Genomic DNA, 24441 nt, shown 5'->3' on the forward strand with positions numbered 1-24441 from the left:
CCATCACCTCTCATCGAATGCGTCTTCGATAGCCGACATAACCGGCTTCGCTGCGTATTCGATCACCCGGCGTGAACCTGTTTTCACGTCTGCGGTAAACTCCATATAAGGGGACAGCTTGTATTGTGTGCCTCCGCGCTCTAGATAGTTTTGACTGATTTGGATTTCCGCGAGATAGAATTCAGCGTCTTCTTCTTCATAAGAAGAACGGCTGATCGATGCAATTCGACCTTCCAAAAATCCGTATTTGGCAAAGTTGTAGGTATCCATCTTCACTTTGACCGCTTGTCCGATTTCTACAAAACCCATGTCTTTACGCGGGATCTTCGCCTCTCCGTGAAGGGCGTTATTGATCGGTGCAATGTCCGCGATGCTTTCACCTGGCGGTATCACAGCGGAGCGGAAATTGAAGTGCACTTTATCTACTACACCGTCAATAGGGGCGTAAACCACGAGGCGATCCACTTTATCTGAGTGTTGAGGACGTAATATACGTTTCAACTTTAAGTCCTTGTTTGCTTGAATGATTTGTGCTTGATACTCGGCATTACGATTCTCCACCAAGTCTCGGTACTGCTTCTCTAGTTTGTCGAGTTGGAAGCGTTCATTCATGACCGACTCATCAAGGTTTTCAATCTCACGCACCATGTTTGACTCTTGAACCTGCATATTCAGAACATCGACGTAAGACGCCATTTCCTCTTTGTACAAGGTGTTCTTAATATTGAGCTGCTTGCGTATTAAGGAGAGCTGGTTCTCGGAGCTTTTACGGCGCTTGAGCATTGAATCAATAAGCGAATTCTTATGTTGGATATCGTGAGTGATCAACTCTTCATTGGAACGGTTTTTAGAAAATTCTTGCTGCCAGGTATTCATGTTGACTTGCACTAATTCTGGGTACTTTTCGATGTAGGCAGAAAAATCGGGTTCCACCATATCGCGCAGGCTTTCGTAACGAATCTTGTCTAGCTCAAGCTGAATGATCTCTGTGTTTACCGTATCAAGTTGAGTGTTTCTATCCAGAGAGCGAAGGCGTGCAATAGGTTGACCTTCATAAACCACTTCGCCTTTGCGCACTAGCATTTCTTCTAGAATACCGCCTTCAAGGTGTTGCACTTTTTCGATGTCAGATTCGAGCAATAGCTCACCGCGCACCGACACCACAATGTCGATACGAGCCTGAGATGCCACGGCGATAGCCACCATGGAAAGCAAAAAGATAACCAGCAAGGTTTTGTGTACGCTGGTCATTGCACTGGCTAGCACGATTGTATCGTCTGTTGTTACCTTCGAAGCTTCGTTGTTCGAAACGAGCGCCTTTTTGAGGTGATGTTCTATTTGCTTATTACTCATGAGCCACCCCTACGATTCACTACCTGTGCGGCTATCGATTGAATTTTCGATTTTTAACAGCTGGCTAATTTGTTTGTTTACGTTGTTAAGCTCGGTTTTAACGTCCTCAATCAATTCATTAGGAGCAGGGAAATGGTGTTTGTTTAAGTGTTCAAGCTTTGCCAATTTTGGTGGTAAGTCGTCATCACATAACAAGACGAGAATGGTCTTTAGTCTTTTTGAATAACATCTGAGTGCTTCAAAACGGTTTTGTTTATGCAGCATCTCAATATCAATCCCTGCGTCACTGAAATCTTGGTAAAAATCGCCTAATAGCAATTGCAGCCCTTTATGGCTATTGTCGACTGAGCGCAACAGATTTGTCATATTTATCATTATCCCACCGCACTAATTGCTTTAATGACAACAAGTAAGGATCTTTATACTGGGTTTTCAAATTTTTTTGTTTTTATAGAACTCGAAAGGTATGAAAAAAGTTGTATAAAAAAGTTGGTTTCTAAAAATGGTGTCCTTTACTGCCTCTAAATACGATCAGTTAGCTAAAAGCAACGGAGGCTGTAATGGCAGGCGACACTAATCAAGAAAAAGACAATGAAAAGCTTAACGATGCGGTAGAGCAAACAGAAACGAAGGATACGGGGACAAAAGAAGAAAAACAGCAGTCGACCGTCTCTTCGACTGTAGCGACCGGTGCTGAAAGTGCAGATGCTGTTGATGAAGCCAATCGTGCGATGGAAGAAAATCCTAGTGGCGCGGGTACGGAAGAAGAAGCAGTGAGCTCGGGTGGCGCAGTTCAAGAAGAGGATACTGAAAGTAGCAGCGACTCTGACGCTGCACAATCCAATGTTGTTGATAGTGTAGCTTCTAGCGGAGAATCAGGTGACGAGGCTCTGGGCAGCGGTGGTTCGGATTCTGGGGCGGGTGCCCAAGCGGTCGGTGGTGGTGATGCCTCTGGCTCTGAAGGTGGTTCGGACGCAGAAGGCAATGAAGCGCAAGGACAAGCGGTACAAACTTCATCTGCGCCAAGTGCTTCTTCAGACTCTGAAGGTTCTCAAGGTGGTGACGAGCTAGATTCAGAAACCACTGAAGAGAGCTTCGCGGTGGATGTACAAGACACCAGCGAAGAAACCACGACGCAAGTAGAAGACGATTTCGACTCCGAAACTACGAGCGAGACGTTCCAAATTAAAGTCGAAGGTGAAAATGACGCGCCAGAAGTAGGGCAAGATCTGGCATACATCATGGATGAAGATGGCACTATTACCTTCACTCAAGAACAACTTCTCGGATACGCGAGTGATGTTGATGGCGATGATCTTGCCGCATTCAACGTGCAAGTGGGTGCTAATGCATCGGTTGTGGATAATGGTGATGGCACTTATACCGTCACACCTGATACTGATTTTAATGGTGAACTCGGCTTAACGTTTGATATCAGTGATGGTCAAGAAACCATTTCTAGCTCGATTGATTTAACTGTTCGTCCAATCAATGACGCACCAGTGCCTGAAGATAAAACCTTTGAGGTGGAAGAAGATGGCACGCTGATCTTTACGGACGCAGACCTGCTTACTGGCGCAACGGATATTGAAGGCGATAACCTAACAGTTGAGGGCGTAAGCTACGACGGTGGTGACGGCATCCTGACCGATAACGGTAATGGGACTTACACTTTTGCGCCAAATGAAAACTTCAATGGTGATGTGAACTTCAGCTTTGATGTGTCCGACGGCACAGATACGATTTCTGCCAACATTGATGTAAGCGTCACACCAGTCGATGATGCGCCAGTGTCTGGCAATCTTGCTTACTCGGTGGACGAAGATGGCTCGATTCGTTTGAGCCAAGAACAGTTGTTGTCGCAAGCTTCTGATGTGGAAGGCGACGCACTGACGGCATCTAATCTTTCGGTAGATGGCAATGCGACGGTGACTCAAAATGACGATGGTAGTTTCACTATCACGCCAGACGCAGATTTCAGTGGTGATATCGACATTAGCTTCGATATTTCAGATGGCACGAATACCGTTCAAGCAACTGCTGACCTAACCGTTAATCCAATCAACGATCTGCCTGTTCCTCAAGACCAACAATTCAGTGTGGAAGAGGACGGCACACTGCAATTTACTGATGCGGATCTGCTTGCCGGTGCTACCGACATTGAAGGCGATGACCTTTCTGTAACGGGAATCAGCTACGAAGGAACCGACGGCGTTCTAACTGACAATGGCGATGGCACGTATAGCTTTGCGCCAAATGAGAACTTCAATGGCGATGTAAACTTCAGCTTCGACGTATCTGATGGCACAGATACGGTTTCAGCGAATGTAGATGTGAGTGTCACGCCGGTGAATGATCCTCCGGTGGCTGGTTCAACGTCTTACACGGTTCACGAAGACAACTCTATTACCATTTCTGACGCGCAACTGTTGGCAAATTCTTCGGATTTAGAAGGGTATGTCTCGATTGATAGCGTGAGCTACTCTGGCAGCGATGGTGTGTTGCAAATCAATGGTGACGGTACGTACACCTTCTCTCCAAATGAAAACTTTAATGGTGAAGTGACGCTTGATGTTGTCGTCGCTGATGAAGAAGGCGCAACGGATGCCACCACTGCTGGCATTACGGTGCTGGAAGTGAACGATCCACCAGTCGCTGGACCAACTTCTTACACCATTGATGAAGATTCAGTTCTGACGTTTAGTGAGTCGCAAGTGCTGTTGAATGCCTCTGATGTGGAAGGCGATGTAGAGCTTGTTGGCATTAGTTACGATGGTCCGGATGGCATTTTCACCGTTAACGATGATGGCACGTGCAGCTTCGCGCCAAACGAGAACTTTAACGGACAAGTTCAACTTGATGTGACCATTCGAGATGAAGATGGAGCTGAAGTTGATACCGTCATCAATGTGAATGTATTGCCAATCAATGATGCGCCAGTATCGGGTGATTTGGCTTATAGCGTTGATGAAGACGGTGCGATTACACTCAGCCAAGAGCAGCTTCTTTCTCAAGCGTCTGATATTGAGGGCGATGACCTGACTGCTAGCGATTTGACTGTCGATGGAAACGCAACCGTTACAGCGAACGATGATGGCAGCTTCACGATTACACCAGATGCGGACTTTAATGGTGACATTGATATCCAATTCAACATTACAGATGGCACAGACACTATCCAAGCAACGGCGGATCTAACGGTTAATCCAGTTAACGATCTTCCTGTGCCTCAAGACCAGCAGTTCAGCGTTGAAGAAGACGGCACGCTGCAGTTTACCGACGCGGACCTACTTGCTGGCGCGACCGATATCGATGGCGACAACTTAACGGTTGATGGCATTAGCTACACAGGCAGCGATGGTGTGCTGACTGACCACGGTGATGGTACTTACACCTTTGCACCAAACGAAAACTTCAACGGTGATGTCAGCTTTAGCTTTGGTGTTTCTGACGGTGCTGAAACCGTACCTGCCAATGTGGACGTGAGCGTCACTCCAGTGAACGATCCTCCGGTTGCGGGTTCAACGTCTTACACGGTTGATGAAGATAATGCGATTACGATTTCCGATGAGCAGCTTCTGGCTAACTCTTCAGATGTGGAAGGCGCAGTGTCCATCGATAGCGTGACCTATTCAGGCACCGATGGCGTATTCCAAGACAACGGTGACGGTACTTACACCTTCATGCCGAATGAGAACTTTAGCGGTGATATCAGCCTTGATGTGATTGTGGCGGATGAGCAAGGTGCGATTGACGAAACGACAGCAGGCATTACCGTCATTGAAGTGAATGACCCTCCAGTTGCCGGTCCAACGTCTTACACGATTGACGAAGATTCAGTACTGACATTCAGTGAGTCACAAATTCTTGCCAACGCATCTGATATCGAGGGCGATGTAGAGCTTGTTGGCATCAGCTATGAAGGCTCGGATGGTATCTTTACCGTCAATGGCGATGGTACTTGCAGCTTTGCACCAAACGAGAACTTCAATGGTCAAGTTCAGTTGGATGTGACCATTCAAGATGAGAATGGGGCAACCGTTGATACGCACATCAATGTCGATGTATTGCCAATCAACGATCCACCAGTATCGGGTGATTTGGCTTACACCATCAACGAAGACAGCTCAATCACGCTAAGCCAAGAGCAGCTGCTTGCCAAAGCGGGCGATATTGATAGCGAGAACCTTGAAGCCATCAATCTATCGACAGATGACAACGCGACAATTCAATACAACGATGATGGCAGTTACACCATCACACCGGATGAAAACTACAACGGTGACCTAGATCTGACCTTCGATATCATTGATAACGATGGTGGCTCGGTACAAGTTGGTCTGGATATTACGGTTAATCCTGTGAATGACTTGCCACAAGCGCAAGATCAACAGTTCACGGTAGAAGAAGATGGCACCTTGCTGTTCACGGATGCAGACCTATTGGAAGGCGCATCGGATATTGATGGCGATGATCTGTCTATCGAAAACGTTCTCTACACAGGTGCAGATGGTGTGCTTACCGACAATGGCGATGGCACGTACAGCTTCGCGCCGAATGAGAACTTCAACGGTGATGTTCAGTTCACATTCGATGTGTCTGACGGCACAGGTTCAACGCCAGCATTCATTGATGTCAGCGTGACACCAGTGAACGATCCTCCGGTGACAGGTTCTACGTCTTACACGGTTCAAGAAGATGGTCAAATCATCATTAGTGACGAGCAGTTGTTAGCCAACTCTTCTGATGTGGAAGGCGATGTCGCCTTGGCGAATGTTAGCTACTCCGGTAACAACGGTAGCTTCGTGGACAATGGCGACGGCACATATACCTTCACGCCAAATGAGAACTTTGACGGTAACATTTCGCTCGACGTTACGGTTATCGACCAAGATGGTGCAACGGATACGACAACGGCAGGTATTGATGTTATTGCGGTGAACGACGCACCAGAAACGTCAGGTATTCAAGCTGAGGTGGATGAAGATAATGCCATCACCATCACGCAAGAACAGTTGCTTGCGAATGCGACAGACATTGAAGGTGATGACCTTGTTGCCAGCAATCTACAAACCAATGACCCAGATGCGACGATCGTAGCCAATGACGATGGTTCATTCACCATTACGCATACGGAAAACTTTAACGGAGACTTGGACTTCACTTACAACATCAGCGATGGCGAAAATGATGTTCTGACCACGCTGGATCTGACCGTTAACCCTGTCAACGATGTGCCAGAAGCGGGCGACGAGATCTTTATTCAAGCGGAAGAAGATCAAACCGTGGGTGTTTCTCTGCGTGAAGAGCCTGCGTTACGTCTCGACCAAGCCCCTGAAAACGGCATCATTGAAGCGAATCTAAATGACGAATGGGTACAGCTAGAAGTCGGGCAGGAGGTTCCTGCAGATACGGAAGTGCGCTTCATTCCAAATGATGATGCGTTGGCGAACGGTACGCATACCACTCAAATCGGTACGTTTGATGACAATGCGAGTGTTGATGATTGGGGTGATGAAATTGACCCATATACTCGCCAGTTCACTGATGGTGATTTGACCGTAACGGTGCAGAGTAACGACGACCCTCTTGGTGCTTGGAATGGTAACACGCACATTGGGCATGGTATTGGCGATACTGACCGCCAAGGTTTGAGTGGCGATGAAAAACTGACTGTAACCGTTGAAGGTCAAGACATCAACGAAATCAGCTTCCACCTAGACGGTCTAGGCGGCTGGTTTATGGAAGAGTCTCGCCACTTTACCGAAGTCGAAATTCGTGCATTCAACTCCGATGGTGACTTGATCGACTCGATGACTTACCACAAAGAAGATCGTGGTAGCTATGAGACGGATTACACCCTAACGGTGAACGAGCCAGTGTCTTACTTTGAGCTAGGAACAATTCAAGGTAACGGTACTTACGTGGTTCAAAACATGACGGTATCGCAAACTTGTCATGATGAAGCAGTGTTCACATCTATTGGCGTGGACGGCACGGAAATCACGGAAACGGTAGAACTGAATATCCGAGAAGGTGACAGTGAAATCGAACTGACGGCTGATCTGCCAAATGTGACCATCGATACCGAAGGTTCTACGCAGTTTGCCTCTGTGGTTATCACAGAAGAACAGCTTTTAGCACAAGCGAGTGATATCGATAGCGATGTTCTTGATATTCAAAACCTTGAGCTGGTGGGGGATAACGCGGAGCACGCTACGTTAACCGACAACGGCGATGGTACATGGACAGTCACACCAGATGAGAACTTCTACGGTGAGATTGAGCTTGGCTACCAAGTTACGGATGGTGAACTCACTGACGACAACATCATCAACATCAACTTCGAAGCAGTAAACGATGCGCCAATCGTTTCTGGTCCGATTGTATTGTCGACTGATGAGGATGTGGGCATTACGTTTAGCGCGGACGACCTGCTTGCGAATGCAAGTGATGTAGAAGGCGATGCGCTGTCTATCTCTGATATCTCTTACAGCGGTGATAACGGTGAGCTTGTCGACAATGGCGACGGCACTTACACCTTTATGCCGAATGAAAACTTCAATGGTGAAGTTGACATTGACTACAAAGTCTTCGATGGCACCGATGAAGTCGATACCCATCTAGATCTGACCGTTATTCCGGTCAACGATGTACCAGTTCCTGGTGCACCGCTGCATACTCAAATGCTAGAAAACGGCACCATCATCATCGAAGCAAAAGACCTGTTATCAGGTGCGACCGATGTGGATGGCGACATTCTGCATATCGAGAATCTACTGCTTGTCGACCAGTCACAAGGTACGTTGACAGATAACGGCGACAACACCTTTACCTTCGAGCCAACTTCGAACTTCTACGGTGAAGTGAACTTGACCTTCGACATCAGCGATGGTCAAGCAAGTGCACCAAGCACTGCGAAGATCGATGTTGAGATCGTCAACGAAGGTCCAGAGGTTAGCGGTCCGGTTGATGCGGTCGTCGATGAAGATGGCTCAATTACCATCACTCAAGAAGACTTGTTAGCGAACGCGACGGACGTGGATGGTGACAACCTTGAAGCGGTGAACCTGTCGACCAACGATCCTAATGCAACCATCGTTGAGAACGCTGATGGTAGCTTCACGATTACGCCGAGTGAAAACTTCTTTGGTGAAATCGAATTTACTTATGACGTAACTGACGCGATCGAAACCGTCGCCGCGGAGCTAAACCTCACCGTTAACCCAGTGAACGACCTGCCAGATGTGCCTGATTTGTCATTCACCACAGAAGACGGCGAAGCTATCACGATTACTGAAGCAGAGCTGCTGGCTCAAGCAACGGACATCGAAGGCGATGACTTATCTGTTGTGAACGTGACGAGCTTAAGCGATACGGTGCAAGTAACAGACAATGGCGATGGCACTTACACGTTAACGCCAGAGCAAGGCTTCTTTGGTAATGTTGACCTCACGTTTGATGTGAGCGATGGCACCGATGTGGTGGCGGCAAACATCGACTTGAAAGTTGAGTTCGTCAACGACGCACCAGAAGCAGCGCCAATCGTGGCAGACGTGGACGAGGATGGCTCTATCCTCGTGACACAAGAAATGCTGCTTGAAAATGCCAGCGATCAAGATGGTGATGACCTATACGCAACGGCACTAGAAACCAATGATCCGAATGCCTCTATCGTGGATAACGGCGACGGCACCTTCACGGTGACACCGTCGGAAAACTTCAATGGTGACATTGCATTCACTTATGAAGTGAGTGACGGTGAACTAAGTGTTGCTAATGAAATGACATTGACGGTGAATCCAGTCAATGACATTCCAATTGTTGCGCCTGGCATGTACCAAATTGAAGAGGATGGCAGCATCCTGTTCACGCAAGAAGATCTGCTAAGTGGCGCGATTGATATTGATGGTGATGACCTCACCGTTACCAGCATTAACTACTCGGGTGATGAAGGTACTGTAACGGACAACGGTGACGGTACATTTAGCTTCGTACCAGAAGAGCACTTCAGTGGTGACTTGCAATTCAGCTTTACGGTTTCTGACGGTACGGATGAAGTTGAGCAAGACATTAATGTCCATATCGAAGCCGTGGCAGATGCGCCAGACCTAGTCATCACTGATGGCGACGGTCGAAACGTGGATGATCAAGCAATCTTGGTTGAGCCAGGCGGTATTGTTGAAGTGAACATCGCCGCAGCATTGGTTGACCAAGACTTGTCAGAAACGCTGACTGTGACCGTTGATGGTGTTCCAGAAGGTTCGGTGATCAGCTACGACAACGAAGGGGTACTTAACGATCAAGACAACGGTATCACCAGTTTCAACGATACTGAAATCACGGTTACGTTTGAAGGTGAAACCGCGGGTTACCAAAACACAGCGGGTTATTACAAAGTCGATGAAGATGGCAACATCACGGGCGTTGAAGTGGTATACGAAAATGCCTCTCAAGTTGGCGGTGGCGGTGACCTCGTACCGGGACAAGATCAGTTCAGCTTCCAAATCTCGGAAGGGGAAAGCTTCAACCTATTCTTGATTCCTAACGGTCATAACTTCAATGACTTTGCGTCCATGCAAGATGGTCAGTATGAGTTCCGTGCGGCAGATGGCTCTTCTGCGAACATGGATACGGTCGACCCACAACTCGTGTTTGTGGGTGCTGATGGTTCTGAAACCGTGATTCAAAGCCAATTTGGTGATGCAGTCTTCCATGGCGGCACAAGCTCAGAGCTCAACCAAGATGGCATTGAACATACTCGAACTACTGTGAACGAAGACGGTGAACTGGTTTACGGCTTTGAAGATCTCTACGGTGGCGGCGATGCCGATTATAGTGACTTCAACTTCACCATTGATGTAGGTGAAGTGAACAGCCAGATCTACAGCGGTGAAGTAACAGTCGGTCCAGATGGTTCTGTAACGCTTCCAACCACAGCAATTGAACAAGAGCTACAGATTCAATTGCCAGAAGACTTTAACCAACAGCTAGAAATCAATGTAACGGCAACGGCGACAGAGCTATCAAATAATGATTCTGAAACCGTTTCTCAAACCATCTACGTCAATGCAACGGGTGCTCACATTGAACATACGCCTGAAGCATTGCCTGTTTCTGCTGTGGTTGAAGAAGATGGTTCAATCCTAATCACGCAAGAAGATTTGCTCGCTAATGCGCGTGACTTGGATGGAGACCAACTGACAGCACTGAACTTGGCAACGGATGATGAAAACATCACCATCACAGACAATGGTGACGGTACTTACACCTTAACGCCAGATGCGGACTTTAATGGTGACATCACCTTTACGTTCGATGTGTCTGACGGCGATGATGTTGTCTCAACCAACCTTGAGTTATTGGTGTCACCAGTTAACGATGCGCCTGAACCACAAGATCAAGCGTTCACCATTGGTGAAGATGGTGTGCTGACCTTTACTGATGCGGATCTCCTAACAGGTGCTACCGATATTGAAGGGGATGACTTATCTGTTGAGGGCGTCACTTACACAGGCGCGGACGGTGTTCTTACCGACAATGGTGATGGCACATATAGCTTCGCACCAAACGAGAACTTTAATGGCGACGTGAACTTCACTTTCGATGTTTCCGATGGCACGGATACCGTGACGGCGAATATCGACGTAAGCGTGACGCCGGAGAACGATCCACCGGTTGCAGGCAGCACGGCTTACACCGTTCATGAAGACAATTCGATTACCATTAGTAACGAACAGCTGTTGGCTAACTCTTCTGATATAGAAGGCGAAGTGGCGATTGATAGCGTGAGCTACAGCGGTAACGATGGCGTGCTGGAAATCAACGGTGATGGTACGTACACCTTCTCACCAAACGAAAATTTCAGCGGCGAGGTGAGCCTAGATGTTGTCGTTGTCGATGAAGATGGTGCAACGGACTCGACCACTGCAGGCATTACTGTGATTGAGGTAAATGACCCACCAATCGCAGGTCCTACCGCATACACTATCGATGAAGACCAAGTTCTAACCTTCAGTGAATCGCAAGTGCTACTGAATGCTTCGGATGTTGAAGGGGATGTTGAGCTAGTTGGCATCAGCTACGACGGTCCAGATGGCATCTTCTCAGTAAACGGCGATGGTACTTGTAGCTTTGCACCGAATCAAAACTTCAATGGTCAAGTGCAGTTGGATGTGACCATTCGTGATGAAGACGGCGCAGAGGTCGATACTTACATCACAGTCGATGTCTTACCAATCAATGATGCACCAGTATCGGGTAACTTGGCGTACAGCGTCGACGAAGACAACTCAATCACGCTAAGCCAAGAGCAGCTTCTTGCTCAAGCATCGGATGTGGAAGGTGATGCGCTGACTGCGTCTAACCTAGTGGTTGACGGTGATGCAACGGTTACGGCAAACGACGATGGTAGCTTCACTATCACGCCAGATGTGAACTTCAATGGCGACATTGATATCACGTTCGATATCAACGACGGCAGCGACACTATTGTTGCAACGGCGGACCTAACCGTTAACCCAGTTAATGACTTGCCGCAGCCGGAAGATCAAGCGTTCACCATTGGTGAAGATGGTGTGTTGACCTTCACTGATCAAGACCTGTTGGATGGTGCAACGGACATCGATGGCGATGTTCTATCGGTAGAAGGTGTCACTTACACAGGCGCGGACGGTGTCCTAACTGACAATGGCGATGGTACCTATAGCTTCGCACCGAATGAGAACTTCAATGGTGATGTGAACTTCACCTTCGATGCTTCCGATGGCACGGACACCGTGACTGCGAATATCGATGTGACAGTCACACCAGAGAACGATCCACCAGTGGCAGGTAGCACGTCTTACACGGTGCATGAAGACAACTCGATCACCATTAGTAACGAACAGCTGTTGGCTAACTCGTCTGATATAGAAGGCGAAGTGGCGATTGATAGCGTGAGCTACAGCGGCGCAGATGGCGTGTTCCAAGACAATGGTGACGGTACGTACACCTTCTCGCCAAACGAGAACTTCAATGGCGAAGTGAGCCTAGATGTTGTCGTGGTCGATGAAGACGGTGCAACGGATTCAACTACCGCAGGCATTACAGTACTTGAGGTGAACGATCCACCAATTGCAGGCGCGACCAGCTACTCAGTGAACGAAGACGAAGTCATCACCATTAGCTCTGAACAGCTGTTGGCGAACGCTTCTGACGTTGAAGGTGAAGTTGCGATTGATAGCGTGAGCTACAGCGGCTCCGACGGTATCTTTACCGATAACGGCGACGGCACATTCAGCTTCGCACCAAACGCCAACTTTGATGGCGATGTTAGTCTAGATGTTGTGGTTGTTGATGAAGACGGTGCAACTGCGGCAACTAACGCAAACATCGATGTATTGCCAATCAACGATGCGCCAGTATCGGGCAACTTGGCTTACAGTGTCGATGAAGACAATTCAATTACGCTAAGCCAAGAGCAGCTTCTTGCTCAAGCATCGGATGTAGAAGGCGACGCGCTAACCGCGACTAACCTAGTGGTTGACGGTGATGCAACGGTTACGGCAAATGATGATGGCAGCTTTACCATTACGCCTGATGCGAACTTCAATGGTGACATTGATATCACGTTCGACATCAACGATGGCACCGACACTATTGTTGCAACGGCTGACCTAACGGTTAATCCAGTTAACGACTTGCCGCAGCCAGAAGATCAAGCGTTCACCATTGGTGAAGATGGCGTCTTGCTGTTCACTGATGAGGACCTACTTGATGGCGCAACGGATATCGATGGTGATGACCTATCGGTAGAAAGTGTGTCTTACACTGGCACAGATGGTGTTCTAACCGACAATGGTGATGGCACTTACAGCTTCGCGCCAAACGAAAACTTCAATGGCGACGTGAACTTTACCTTTGATGTTTCTGATGGCACGGATACCGTGACGGCGAATATCGATGTAAGCGTGACGCCAGAGAATGATCCACCAGTGGCAGGCAGCACGTCTTACACGGTGCATGAAGACAATTCGATCACCATCAGTAACGAGCAGTTATTGGCTAACTCATCTGACGTCGAAGGCGAAGTCGCAATTGACAGCGTCAGCTACAGCGGCGCAGATGGCGTGTTCCAAGACAATGGTGATGGTACGTATACCTTCTCTCCAAACGAGAACTTCAATGGTGAAGTCAGCCTAGATGTTGTCGTGGTAGATGAAGACGGTGCGACGGACTCAACCACCGCTGGCATTACTGTTCTTGAGGTGAATGATCCGCCAATTGCCGGTGCAACTAGCTACTCAGTCAACGAAGACGAAGTCATCACCATTAGCTCTGAGCAGCTGTTGGCGAATGCTTCTGACGTTGAAGGTGAGGTGGCGATTGATAGCGTCAGCTACAGCGGCTCTGACGGTATCTTTACTGACAACGGCGATGGCACATTCAGCTTCGCGCCAAACGAAAACTTCAACGGTGATGTCAGCCTAGATGTTGTCGTGACCGATGAAGATGGTGCAACTGCGTCAACCAATGCAAACATCGATGTATTGCCAATCAATGATGCTCCGGTATCAGGTGATTTGGCCTACAGCGTGGATGAAGATGGTTCTATCACTCTCAGCCAAGAGCAACTTCTTGCGCAAGCCGGCGACGTAGATGGCGATGACCTAACCGCATCTAACCTCACTGTTGACAGCAATGCGACCGTTGTTGCGAACGATGACGGCAGCTTCACAATCACACCAGATGCGGACTTCAATGGCGACATTGATTTGAGCTTCGACATTACGGACGGCGATGCAACCATTCAAGCGACTGCCGATCTGACTGTGAACCCAGTGAACGACCTACCAACGGTTGGTCAGCCACAGTTTGTCACGCAAGAAGACACCAGCTTCACCTTCACCGAAGAGCAACTGCTGCAAAATGCAGGTGATATCGATGGTGATAACCTAACGGTTGAAAACGTTGCTTCTGACAGCGGTACTTTGGTTGATAACGGTGACGGCACGTACACCTTTGCTCCGAATGAAAACTTCGATGGCAACGTGAACGTAACGTTTGATGTCAACGATGGCACCGCAACGGTTCCTGCTGAAGCGAACATTGATGTTCAATCTGTGGTTGATATGCCAGAGCTGTCGATTGCTTCGGACTTGGTGATTGCTTCTGATAACTTCGAGTCTGGCTCGAACGGTTGGAACGCGAACACCGAAAGCTCACAAGGCTTCGAAACGGGCGACATGCTGGGTCGTATTGGTGGCACTGGCGGTGATGAAGCGGTCAGCAAAACCTACGATATTCCAAGTGATGTTAATGAAGTGAATATCTCGTTTAGCTTCTACGAAATCGATTCATGGGATGGCGAGTCGTTCCAAATCTTTGTCGGCGGCGAACAGCTAACCACCTTGGAGAACTCCGCGTTCCGTACTCAAGATGGTACGACAACGCTTTACGATTCTGACGGTAACGAAGTGGGTGAAGTGATCCACGGAGCCTCTCAACGTGAAGGCTTCAGTGGTTGGAACGACCAAGCACACCAAGTTAACTTAACCGTTCCGGTGGAAGACGGTCAGCTTCAGTTAGGCTTTGGTTCTACGCTAAACCAAAGTATTCCTGACGAGTCATTCGGCATCGACAACATCGAAATCACGGTAGCGGACGCGGATTACCAAATCATTGGTACCGAAGATACACCAGTGCCGCTTGATATTGATGCCGCATTGACCGATACCGATGGTTCAGAAAACCTCGCTATCTTGATTGAAGACGTGCCAGAAGGCAGCGCACTATCAGCAGGTGTTGATAATGGCGACGGCACTTGGTCACTACAACCAGGCGAGCTAGAAGGGCTAGAGTTTATTCCTTCTGCGGACTTCAATGGCGATGTGACGCTAACCGTGAATGCAACCTCTACAGATGTGGATACCGGAACCACAGCAACAGCAACGCAAGATGTGACGATTCATATCTCGCCAACCAATGATGCACCAGAAGCGACGGGTGATATCAGCGCAGTCACTGCCGAAGACAATAGTATTACGCTAACTCAAGAGCAGTTACTGGAGCACGCTGTTGATATCGATGGCGATGACTTAAGTGCAATCAACCTGAGCACCAATGATGAAAATGCAACGGTTGAAATGAACGAGGATGGCAGCTTCACCATTACTCCGAGCGAGAACTTCTACGGTGACATCGAGTTCACCTACGATGTGACTGACGGGGAAGAAGTGGTTGCTGCTGGCCTCGACTTAACAGTAACACCAGTCAATGATGCTCCAGAGCCACAAGATCAAGCGTTCACAGTGGGTGAGGACGGTCTTCTTACCTTCACAGATGCAGACCTATTAACAGGCGCGACGGATGTAGAAGGTGACAACCTAACCGTTGAAGGCGTGACTTACACAGGTGCAGACGGTGTCCTAACCGACAATGGCGATGGCACGTACAGCTTCGCACCGAACGAGAACTTCAATGGCGATGTGAACTTCACTTTCGATGTGTCAGACGGTACGGATACGACCTCTGCCAACATTGATGTGAGTGTGACGCCAGAGAACGATCCGCCAGTTGCGGGCAGCACGTCTTACACCGTACATGAAGACAACTCGATCACCATTAGTGATGAGCAACTACTGGCTAATTCGTCTGATATCGAGGGTGATGTTGCGATCAGCAGCGTGAGCTACAGCGGTAACGACGGTGTGCTAGAAATTAATGGCGATGGTACTTACACCTTCTCACCAAACGAAAACTTTACAGGCGATGTTAGCCTAGATGTTGTCGTGGTTGACGAGGACGGCGCGGTTGATACAACAACAGCGGGTATTACCGTTCTTGAGGTGAACGATCCACCAATCGCAGGCACAACCAGTTACACCATTGATGAAGATGAAGTCATTACCATCAGTGCAGAACAGTTGTTGGTAAACTCTTCCGATATTGAAGGTGAGGTAGCACTAGATAGCGTGAGCTACAGTGGCAGCGAAGGTATCTTTACCGACAATGGTGATGGTACGTTCAGCTTTGCACCAAACCAAAACTTCAATGGTGAAGTGAACCTTGATGTTGTAGTCGTGGACGAAGATGGTGCGACCGCTTCGACGACCGCAAACATTGATGTTCTGCCTATCAATGATGCTCCAGTATCGGGTGACTTGGCTTACAGTGTCGACGAAGACAACTCAATCACGCTAAGCCAAGAACAATTGTTGGCACAAGCAACGGATGTAGAAGGTGATGCACTAACTGCATCTAACCTAGTGGTTGACGGTGATGCGACGGTTACGGCTAATGACGATGGCAGCTTTACCATTACGCCTGACGCGAACTTCAATGGCGACATTGATATCACGTTCGATATCAACGATGGCACCGATACTATCGTTGCAACGGCTGACCTAACGGTTAACCCAGTTAATGACTTACCGCAGCCTGAGGATCAAGCGTTCACCATTGGTGAAGATGGCGTGTTGACCTTCACTGACCAAGATCTGCTTGATGGCGCAACGGATATTGATGGTGATGACCTATCGGTAGAAGGTGTCAATTACACTGGTGCCGATGGTGTCCTAACCGATAACGGTGATGGTACCTACAGCTTTGCTCCAAACGAGAACTTCAATGGTGATGTGAACTTTACCTTCGATGTTTCTGATGGCACGGATACCGTGACCGCAAATATCGACGTAAGCGTGACGCCAGAGAACGATCCACCGGTTGCAGGCAGCACGTCTTACACGGTGCATGAAGACAATTCGATCACCATCAGTAACGAGCAGTTATTGGCTAACTCATCTGACGTCGAAGGCGAAGTCGCGATTGATAGTGTCAGCTACAGCGGCGCAGATGGCGTGTTCCAAGACAATGGTGATGGTACGTACACCTTCTCTCCAAACGAGAACTTCAATGGCGAGGTCAGCCTAGACGTTGTAGTTGTCGATGAAGAGGGTGCGACAGACTCAACCACTGCGGGTATTACCGTTCTTGAGGTGAACGATCCACCAATCGCAGGTGCGACAAGTTACTCTGTCAATGAAGACGAAGTCATTATCTTCACGGAAGAGCAACTGCTAGCGCAATCAAGCGATGTGGAAGGCGACGTGAGCCTAGAAAGCGTCTCTTACAGTGGTAACGACGGCATTCTAACGGCGAATGACGATGGCACTTACAGCTTCGCACCAAATGAAAACTTCAACGGTGGCGTAAGCCTAGACGTAGTCGTCGCTGATGAAGACGGTGCAACTGCGACAACCAACGCGAACATTGATGTATTGCCAGTCAACGATGCTCCGGTATCTGGCGACTTGGCTTACAGCGTCGATGAAGACGGTTCAATCACATTGAGTCAAGAGCAGTTACTGGCTCAAGCGGGTGACGTAGACAGCGATAATCTAGAAGCAGTGAACTTAACCGCGGTAGCCAATGCAACCGTTGTTGAGAACCAAGATGGTAGCTTTACGATTACGCCTGATGCGAACTTCAATGGCGATATCGACCTAAGCTTCGACTTGATTGATAACGATGGTGCGAGCGTGGAAGTGGGCGTCGACCTAACGGTGAACCCAATTAACGATGCGCCGCAATCAACGCCAGTGAATATTGCTGGCACCGAAGATACCACCATTCTTATCACGCAGGACATGTTGCTTGTTAACGCGACAGACATCGATAACACCTACGACGAACTGTCTGCTGTCGACTTAGTGATTGATGAGCAATACGGTGACTTGCTAGACAACGGTGATGGTACTTGGTCATTCACTCCGGCTGAGAACTTCAATGGTGATGTGCCAATGTCGTTCGGCGTCAGCGATGGTGATTTAGTTACGCCGGTTGAAGGCAATCTAAACGTCGAAGCGGTTAACGATGCACCAGAAGCGCCAACCATCCAGATGCAAGGCGAAGAAGATGTGGTCATGGTGATTGACCCAGCTTACATCGCTGATCAAGTTACGGATTTTGATGGTGACGAAATCAGCGTAGAAAGCATCACGGTTCGTGCTCCTGCAAGCGCGACATTAACTCAGCAACCAGATGGTATGTACCACTTGGTGACCACTCAAGACTTTAATGGTTTGGTGGAACTGGGCTACACCGCGACGGATGGTGAAGAAGTGGTTGAAGGCTCGTTGAATGTGGATGTTATTCCAGTCAACGATGCTCCATTCAATGTGGGTAATGCCTTTATGGCAACCGACGAAGATGGCGCATTCACCTTCGACGCTGGCGACCTGATGAACTTGTTCGGCGATATCGATACTGAAAACCTAGTCGTATCACGCATTATCACCGCAGAAGGTGAAGATGGTGGTGAGGTAACAGACAACGGTGATGGTACTTGGACATTCACACCGACTGGCGATTTTGCAGGGGTTTCTGACTTGCAAGTTGTGGTAAGTGACGGTGAGTTTGAAACAGTACTTGATGTACCAGTGTTTGTTCGCCCTGTTGCGGATGGCGCGGTCATCACAACCGACCATGATGGTCCGTTAGTCTTCGGTGAGGACGAAACGGGTCACCTAGGCTTGAATGTCGGTCTAATCGACGATTCAGAAACGCTAAGTAACCTAGTGATGACTGGTTTCCCTGTTGGCTTCGAAGTTACGGATGGTGTGAACACCATTACTATTACGGAACCGGGTCAATACATCGACTTGAACGAGTGGGATATTTCAGACTTGCAAATGACGCCTCCGGCTGACTTTAATGGCGAGTTCTTCGTAACCGTGACCGCAACAACGGTGGATTATGGTGACGAGCCAGAAGAGTTCGAAGATGGTATCGATTCAGGTGACTTCGAAACCCTAGCGGGTGAACCCGTTATCCTAACCGCTGATGACCTAATCGGATTGGCAGAAAACGTAGACGCTGACGCGGGTGATGAAGTGAAATTCGTTCACCTAGCTGATCGCAGCCAAGGTGAGATAGTCGATAACGGTGATGGCACATGGACATTCAATCCAGCACCAGGCTTTACTGGTGAAGCGGATATCGCTTACGTGATTGATAAAGACGGTGTGCTTCATGATGAGCAAACAGGCGTGGTCGTGAAAGAAGACGCACCACAAGAGAATGCTTCTCCAGAAATCGACAGCATTTCTACCACAGAGATGGCAGCGGATGGCACCTTGTCGTTCACCAACGATGACATGCTATCGACCTTGAGCGATGCAGAAGGCGACAGCTTGAGCATTGAGTCAGTGAGCCTAATGGAAGGTCAAGGTGTGATAGAGACCGATAATCAAGGTAACTACCAATTCACACCAGCAGAAGGCTACACCGGAGATGTTCAAGTTGGCTTTATTGCAACTGACGGTGAAAACCGCATTGAGAGCTTCTTTAATGTCGACATCCAAGGTGAGAGTGAAACCACAACTAGCGAAGGCTACGCACTGGCTGATGATGGTTCACTAACACTAACGGAAGCACAGTTGATTGATGAGCTTGGCATTAGCCCTTCAGCAGAAGTGTTGGATGTCGCCGATGCAAACGATGCAGGTTTCTTCGCGAAATCAGGTGATGAAGAGTGGACATACTGGCCGAACGATGACTTCGATGGCAATTTGGCTATGGATGTTCAGGTCAACGACAACGGTGAGGTATCGACTCAGAATCTGAGCATCCAAGTTGCGGACGACTCAGCGCAAAGCGAGGAGCCACAAATCCAAACTGCTCAAGCATCATCAGAGCAGCAAGTCGGCGAAGCGCAACAGCCTGAAGAGCAAGCAGCAAACGGTGCAGACAGTGAAGAGGAGAGCGCAGCTGATGTGACTGCAGCACCAGGCGATACCATTTCTATCTCGGTTCCAGATGAGGTCAGTGGTAACGAATCGGTGGATTATGCAGAAATGTCCGGTCTACCTGATGGTGCATCAGTAAGCAACGCACTGGATAATGGCGATGGCAGCTTCACATTAAGTGGCAACCTGAACCAACCAGTATCGGTTGACCTACCAGAAGGTTACGAAGGTACGAGCGAAATCCAATTCCAAGGTTACGACGAATTGGGCAGCGCAGTAGAAGGTGCGAGTGGTACAGTTGAAGTTGAAGTCGATGATCAATACACCATGCAAAGTTCTGCTCAAGATCAGCAACCAGATATGGCGGGTATGGAATCTGGCGGCAGCGACTGGACAAGTGCGGGAGGTCAAGATCAAGGTGTTGACTTCACGGATGACTCTGGCAGCTTCGACTCGGATACTCAAACGGGTACTGACCAAGGCAACGATTTCGATCAAAGCTCAATGTAACCAGTCCTAGACGAGGGCAGTGTCATTGCTGCCCGAACCAAAGCCATGCAGAGCCTACTTTGCATGGCTTTTTTGTTGGTCTTCTTTCTATGAGCTCTAGAAAAAAACTTGGAAATTGAAAAAAGTATTCTTAGCTAGTTTATACCCAAGTAACCTCGAGATGTTAGGTTCAGCGAGAATGGCTTGGTTTGTAGACGCAGCGGCGATTTAAAGGTCTAGTGGGTCTAAATCAAGAATCGACAACAAAGTATACAAACCAAGACAGCTCGCCCTTCGGGAGCGTGTCATTGACTCGGCTTCTGTGTCAAACAACTTGGAAAGAGCTGACTATTACGCTGCGTTGTTTTCCTTGACCCCGAATCAATGACAACGCTCTGAATCCTGCATCTTGAAGTCACTTGGGTATAAGAGTCATTTACAAGGAGGAGCGACATGTACCGTTATGTCAGTTCGCCAAAAGCGTCAAAGTACATAGTACCGCCGCCACTGCATCGTGAGTTGTCGTGTATGGATGTGCCGGAGTCAGAACTAGAGATGCGTGAAATTCTGAACAATTGGTTTGCCGATGGATTGGCGCCGATCATTCAAAATGAAGACAATTACATCTCTGCTAATGAGCAACAGCGCTTTAAGCAGCTCAGCCGCACGGTGGGTGTGCTACTGCGTAATAAAGATTACTACTTCGCCACTAAGCGGATTCTTTCGTTGTGGGATCAAGACTGCTTAGAAACGACTTACGTTAATTATCTGATTTTACGTAGTGAGCGCATACCATACTTCAAATAAGCCCTATTTATCGGCTTAAAATAGTGATTTACATGGTTTTCTTAGTAACTTTTGATACCAGTATTTAACATTTTTGTAAACATCGTTATATTTAAGGCTCATCGTTGTCAGGAGTTTATGGATGAACCTTACGATATCAGGGAAGTTGCAGCTCAGTTTTGTGCTGCTAGCCGTACTTTTTATGGCATCAGCGGTATTCACGTATCGCAACGTCACTACCGTAGAGCAATACGCCTCTTCGTTACTTAAATCCGATTTACCGACCGTCGACACCAGTCGCGGTATCCAACAGTCCGTTCAAGCGTCGCTGTCTTCTATTCGAGCCTACATGTTGCTAGGTGGCGATGAAGAGGCGAGCGCACGTCTGAGTGAGGACGTACGCAATATCATGGCATCTACAGACGAGTCGCTTCCAACGTTGCAGGCTTTGATCTCTGAACAGGATTTTCAAGCGATTCAAACCCAGTGGGATGCGGTAAAAGTTTCTCTAAACAAGTTGATTGAACTTAGCCACAGTGATGAGAACTTACCCGCGCATAACCTCTTTATTAACGAAGCGGCACCCATTGCAGAAGTGGCACTTGATCAGCTTCAAAGCTTAATCAACGAAGAGTCAGGGAACCCATTTGGTGGGGACAGAAAGCGTTTGTTTAAAGTCTACGCCGACAGCTATACCTCCCTCGCCAATGCACTGTCTGCTTTGCGAGATTTCCTGTTGTACGGGCAGCAAGATCATTTGGACAAATACCACGACTTGATTAAGTACCACAATCAGTCCGTGGCGGAAATCGACAGCAAACTCGACAGACTTACCGATAACGACCAATCACTGTGGTCACTGTTTAAAGAAATGCAGCAACTGTACTTTCCTTTAGCAGAGCAGGTGATTGCATTGCGTCAATCGCCAGAATGGAACGAATCAAACTTGTTAATGGCGAATGAACTGTTGCCAGCAGCGGATGCACTAGACCAAAGTTTAGAAACGATCGTATTGGCTCAGCAAAGTCGTGCTGATCAAAGTGGACAGGGTATTAATCAGTCGATCAAGAACGTACTGACCACTATGTTGATTGCAGCAGCATTAGTTTTGTTTGCCGCAGTAGCGATTTCAAAATACATGGGCAACACCATTGGTCGCCGAGTGAAAAACTTATCGGAGCGTGCAAAGACGATCGCTTCAGGAGACGTTTCTCAGCCTCCGCTCACTGTTGTTGGGAAAGATGAATTGGCAGACCTTACCGATTCGATTAACCGCATGAACCAATCGTTAGCGAGCATCGTGGCAGGGGTGAGTGAGAAAGCGCACCAAGTGGATACCAGCATGGGAGCTTTGTTGGAATCGGCGCAAGTCACTTCATCGAATGTTGAACAGCAACAGACCAGCATTGTTGAAATGGGAAGCCAATTGGATGAAATCGCTTTAGCCGCGCGTAACACTCTAGATCAAGCCAATCAATCTGTGCAGAAGCTTTCTGATTCAAAAGGCGAGATTGAACAAGGTCGCGATGCTTTAGAGCAAAACAAAGTCACTATGGAAAGTTTGCACGGCAGCATTGAAACTGCGAGTACGCAAGTCACACAGCTAAGCAAAGAGAGCGAAGCCATTGGTCGAGTGACGGAAGTGATTGAAGGTTTGGCAGAGCAAACTAACTTACTGGCATTGAATGCCGCGATAGAAGCAGCGCGCGCAGGTGACCAAGGGCGAGGCTTTGCGGTTGTGGCGGACGAAGTACGCATGTTAGCGACTCGCACTACTCAATCGACGACGGAAATCAACGACATTATCAACGCGATTCAACGCTCGACCAATTCGGTGGTTGAGGAGATTGAACACAGCCAATCACTTGCGGAGCAGGGCGCTGAGCACATTGAAAAAGCGGTAACTCGTTTGCTTGTCACGACCGAGCAAATTGGTTCTTTGAATGAACAAATGGCAGAACTTGCGGCAGCGGCAGAGCAGCAATCTCATGCGACCAACTCGATCACTGGATTGATGTCCGGTATTACTCAATCAGTGGATGAGGTTTCGAATAACAGCCAACGTGCATCAGAGACATCATTGCAAGTAAAAGAGCAAGTTACTGAGCTGAATCAACAGATGGCAACTTTCAAAACGGCATAGATAAGGTTTACGTCCGTTCATCTACTTTTGAACGTTAACCAAATAGTAAAAAAGCCCCAATTCTTTTTACACAAAAAGGGTTGGGGCTTTTTGATGGATGATACGCCGATATTCGTCTACTTGCTCATTGGATTTGGCTATTTAAATCATAGTTAAAACCAAATTTTCTTCACCGAGCCGGAGTCGTAATATGACTCCATCGGCAGCAAATACTGCAAAAGAATTTTTAAACTTTATACCAATCCCGGTAAGAGAATCGTTCGTTACTACGATTGGTATCATCCTCCTAGGAGCAAGATTATGAACAAACAAGTAAGCCTAATTGGTCTAGACAGCGAACAATCAGCACAACTAGCTCAACAGCTAAATCAACTGCTAGCGCATTACCAAGTGTTGTACATGAACTCTCGCGGTTACCACTGGAACATTAAAGGTGCGCAATTCTTCGAACTGCACGTAAAATTTGAAGAGATCTACACTGATCTACAAACAAAAATCGATGAGCTTGCAGAGCGTATTCTAACTTTGGGTCATACGCCAGCACACGCATTCAGCAACTACTTGGAAGCAAGTGAAATTAAAGAACATCAAAACGCGACTTCTGGTGAGGAGTGTGTACAAGGTCTGGTTCAAGGCTTTAGCGTTCTACTTCTAAAACAGCGTGAGATTCTACAAAACGCGGGTGAAGCAGATGACGAAGGTACAGCGGCATTGATGGGTGACTACATCCGTGAGCAAGAAAAATTAATGTGGATGCTTAACGCTTACCTACAAGGCTAAGCGACGCATCACCCAAGCAATCCTTGGGAACGCATGAAACAATCGGGAATAAGTCATAAGGGGCACGTTGGTGCCCCTTTTTTTGTTTTCAGCCCTAAACCACCTACTTCAGTAGGTGGTTATCATCCGTTTCGGCTTTGCCTGTAAAACTACTCATGTTAA

Annotated in this window: 6 protein-coding genes; 4 read left to right on the top strand and 2 right to left on the bottom strand. The window is 48.0% G+C overall.

Annotated elements, in window-relative coordinates; all coding sequences use genetic code 11:
- Positions 1 to 3: 3 nt before the first annotated feature.
- Both R7Z41_RS16810 and R7Z41_RS16815 read right to left on the bottom strand, forming a co-directional pair.
- A complete protein-coding gene (locus tag R7Z41_RS16810; protein ID WP_005375593.1) occupies positions 4 to 1353 on the bottom strand; it encodes an HlyD family type I secretion periplasmic adaptor subunit in 1350 nt (449 codons plus the stop codon).
- A gap of 9 nt (positions 1354 to 1362) precedes the next feature.
- Positions 1363 to 1731, bottom strand: a complete 369-nt coding sequence (locus R7Z41_RS16815) for a hypothetical protein (protein ID WP_031777210.1) — start codon at positions 1729 to 1731, stop codon at positions 1363 to 1365.
- Between the two features lie 182 nt (positions 1732 to 1913).
- Here R7Z41_RS16815 and R7Z41_RS16820 point away from each other — a divergent pair, with 182 nt between their 5' ends.
- The 4 genes from R7Z41_RS16820 (at position 1914) to R7Z41_RS16835 (ending at position 24279) form a co-directional block, all read left to right on the top strand.
- Positions 1914 to 20591, top strand: coding sequence for a tandem-95 repeat protein (locus R7Z41_RS16820; protein ID WP_318136380.1), 18678 nt, complete (start codon positions 1914 to 1916; stop codon positions 20589 to 20591).
- A 432-nt stretch (positions 20592 to 21023) separates the two neighbouring features.
- Positions 21024 to 21377, top strand: coding sequence for a hypothetical protein (locus R7Z41_RS16825; RefSeq protein WP_005388258.1), 354 nt, complete (start codon positions 21024 to 21026; stop codon positions 21375 to 21377).
- Between the two features lie 121 nt (positions 21378 to 21498).
- Positions 21499 to 23499: a methyl-accepting chemotaxis protein gene (locus R7Z41_RS16830; RefSeq protein WP_206969217.1), complete on the top strand. Its 2001-nt coding sequence runs from the start codon at positions 21499 to 21501 to the stop codon at positions 23497 to 23499.
- A gap of 300 nt (positions 23500 to 23799) precedes the next feature.
- On the top strand, positions 23800 to 24279 hold the full coding sequence (locus R7Z41_RS16835; RefSeq protein WP_005388254.1) for a Dps family protein: 480 nt from the start codon (positions 23800 to 23802) through the stop codon (positions 24277 to 24279).
- The last annotated feature ends 162 nt before the right edge of the window (positions 24280 to 24441 follow it).

This window comes from Vibrio sp. 1457 (assembly GCF_033340195.1).
GTDB lineage: Bacteria > Pseudomonadota > Gammaproteobacteria > Enterobacterales > Vibrionaceae > Vibrio > Vibrio alginolyticus.